This window comes from Streptomyces sp. NRRL WC-3549, assembly GCF_000721935.1.
Taxonomy (GTDB): domain Bacteria; phylum Actinomycetota; class Actinomycetes; order Streptomycetales; family Streptomycetaceae; genus Streptomyces.
The window spans coordinates 2,760-5,419 of the sequence record NZ_KL585442.1 but is presented as its reverse complement, the minus strand read 5'-3'; the positions used below and the strand labels follow the sequence as shown (position 1 = coordinate 5,419).

Sequence of the window (2,660 nt, the reverse complement as noted above, 5' to 3'; positions counted from 1 at the left end):
GGGGGGGAGCCGGTCGCGGATCAGCGGATCGCCGGCGGCGCCGTTGCGCCTGGCCTCCTCGATCAGGGTCTCCAGTTCGCGCCGGAAGCCGACCTGCTGGCCGAGGGTGGAGACGCCCCGTTCGAAGCCGAGGGTGGCCATGGCGACCCGCCAGCCGTCGCCGGGGGCGCCGACGATGTTCTCGGCGCGGGTGCGGGCGCCGTCGAAGAAGACCTCGTTGAACTCGGAGGTGCCGGTCAGCTGGGTGATCGGGCGGATCTCCACACCGGGCTGGTCGAGCGGCACCAGCAGGTAGGAAAGACCGTGGTGGCGGGACGAGCCGGGTTCGGTGCGGGCCACCACGAAGCACCACTGCGAGGCGTGGGCGAGCGACGTCCAGATCTTCTGGCCGGTGACGGTCCAGTCCCCCGCGTCGTCCCGCTCGGCCCTGGTGCGCACGTTCGCCAGGTCGGAGCCCGCGTCGGGCTCGCTGTACCCCTGGCACCACAGCTCCTCGGCGGCGACGATCGGCGGCAGGAAGCGGGCCCGCTGCTCCGGTGTGCCGAAGGCCACCAGTGTCGGGCCGAGCAGTTGTTCGCCGATGTGGTTGACGCGGGCGGGGGCGTCGGCGAGGGCGTACTCCTCGTGGAAGGCGACCTGCTCTTCGAGGCTCGCGCCCCGGCCTCCGTACTCCTTCGGCCAGCCCACGCAGGTCCAGCCCTCGGCCGCCATGTGCCTCTCCCAGGCGAGCCGTTCGGCGAAGGCCTCGTGCTCACGGCCGGGTCCGCCCCGGCCGCGCAGGCCCGCGAACTCTCCGGTGAGGTGGGTGGCCAGCCAGCCGCGGATCTCGGCGCGGAACTCCTCGACGCTGCTCATGGGGGTACGTTAATCTACCAAACACTTGTTAGGGAAGGAGGGGTCGATGTCCGCTGCCCACGACGAGCAGGAACGCGACGAACCGGCACGGGAGGTACCGGGACGTGACGAACCGGTGCTCTACGAGAAGCGGGGCCCGGTCGCGACCGTGACCATGAACCGGCCCGACTACCGCAACGCGCAGAACTCCGCGATGACCTACGCCCTGGACCGGGCGTTCTACCGCGCGGCCGAGGACGGCGAGGTCAAGGCCGTCGTCCTGGCCGGTGCGGGCAGGCACTTCTCCGCGGGCCACGACATCGGCACGCCGGAGCGGGACGCCCACCTGCCGTTCGACCGCCGGGCCGGCCTGTGGTGGGACCACTCGGACAAGGAGGGCGCGGAGAGCCGCTTCGCCCGCGAGTCCGAGGTGTACCTGGGGATGTGCCGCCGCTGGCGCGAGCTGCCCAAGCCGGTCATCGCGTCCGTGCAGGGCGCGTGTGTGGCGGGCGGGCTGATGCTCGCCTGGGTGTGCGACCTGATCGTGGCCTCCGAGGACGCCTTCTTCGCCGATCCGGTGGTCCGGATGGGCATCCCCGGCGTCGAGTACTTCGCGCACCCCTGGGTGATGCCGCCGCGCGTGGCCAAGGAGTTCCTCTACACCGGCGACCGCATGAGCGCCCGCCGTGCCTACGAGGTCGGCATGGTCAACCGGGTCGTGCCCCGGGACGAGCTGGCCGACCGCACCCGCGAACTGGCCCTGCGCATCGCCGAGATGCCGCGCCTGGGCCTCGCCCTGACCAAACGCGCCGTCAACCAGGCAGAGGACCTCCAGGGGCTGCACACCGGCTTGGACTCGGTCTTCGGCCTCCACCACCTGGCGCACGCGCACAACGCCGAGACCGCGACCGACGCGCTCGGCGGCATGGACATCCGGGCGATGAAGAAGGCGGGCGGCTGATGGACCTCGACTTCGACGCGTCGGACGGAGCGTTCCGTACCGAGGTACGCGACTGGCTGGCCGACCACGTCCCGCCCGCCCCGCTGCCGTCCCTGGAGACCGCGGAGGGATTCGCCGCCCACCGGGAGTGGGAGGCCGCACTGGCCGCCGACCGCTGGTCGGTGGTGTCCTGGCCCGAGGAGTACGGCGGCCGGGGCAGCTCGATCCTGCGCTGGCTGGTCTTCGAGGAGGAGTACTTCGCCGCCGGGGCGCCGGGGCGGGTCAGCCAGAACGGCATCAACCTGCTCGCCCCCACGCTGTTCGAGCACGGCACCGCCGAACAGCGCGCCCGTGTCCTGCCCGCCATGGCCCGCGGCGAGGTCGTCTGGGCGCAGGCCTGGTCCGAGCCGGAGTCCGGTTCCGACCTGGCCTCGCTGCGCTCGACGGCCGTCCGCACCGACGGCGGCTGGCTGCTGAGCGGCCAGAAGGCCTGGTCGTCGCGGGCCGCCTTCGCCGACCGGGCCTTCGGGCTGTTCCGCAGCGATCCGGACGCGGACCGGCCGCACCGGGGGCTGACGTACCTGATGTTCCCGCTGGACGCCGAGGGGGTCACCGTGCGGCCCGTCGGACGCCTCGACGGCAAGCCGGCCTTCGCCGAACTCTTCCTGGACGAGGTGTTCGTACCGGACCGGGACGTCATCGGCGAGCCGGGGCAGGGCTGGCGGGTCGCGATGAGCACCACCGGCAACGAGCGGGGGCTGACCCTGCGCAGTCCGGGCCGCTTCACCGCCGCCGCCGACCGGCTGACCGCCCTCTGGCACGCCCAGGGGGACCCCGCCGACACCGCGCTGCGCGACCGGGTCGCCGCTGTCTCTTATACACATCT

3 protein-coding genes are annotated in these 2,660 nt (G+C 72.6%); 2 read left to right on the top strand and 1 reads right to left on the bottom strand.

The genetic code is table 11. The features are described from left to right. The coding region (locus IH13_RS0133430) for an acyl-CoA dehydrogenase family protein (protein WP_063837526.1) at positions 1-855 on the bottom strand (855 nt) is incomplete at its 3' end. Positions 856-901: 46 nt separating this feature from the next. On the opposite strand from IH13_RS0133430, the gene IH13_RS0133425 reads away from it, so the two are divergent. Continuing rightward, complete coding sequence (locus IH13_RS0133425) at positions 902-1,795, top strand: enoyl-CoA hydratase (RefSeq protein ID WP_267883898.1); 894 nt, start codon at positions 902-904, stop codon at positions 1,793-1,795. After that, positions 1,795-2,660 (top strand): acyl-CoA dehydrogenase family protein (locus IH13_RS0133420; protein WP_063837525.1); only part of this gene is annotated, 866 nt, incomplete at its 3' end. The genes IH13_RS0133425 and IH13_RS0133420, both read left to right, overlap by 1 nt.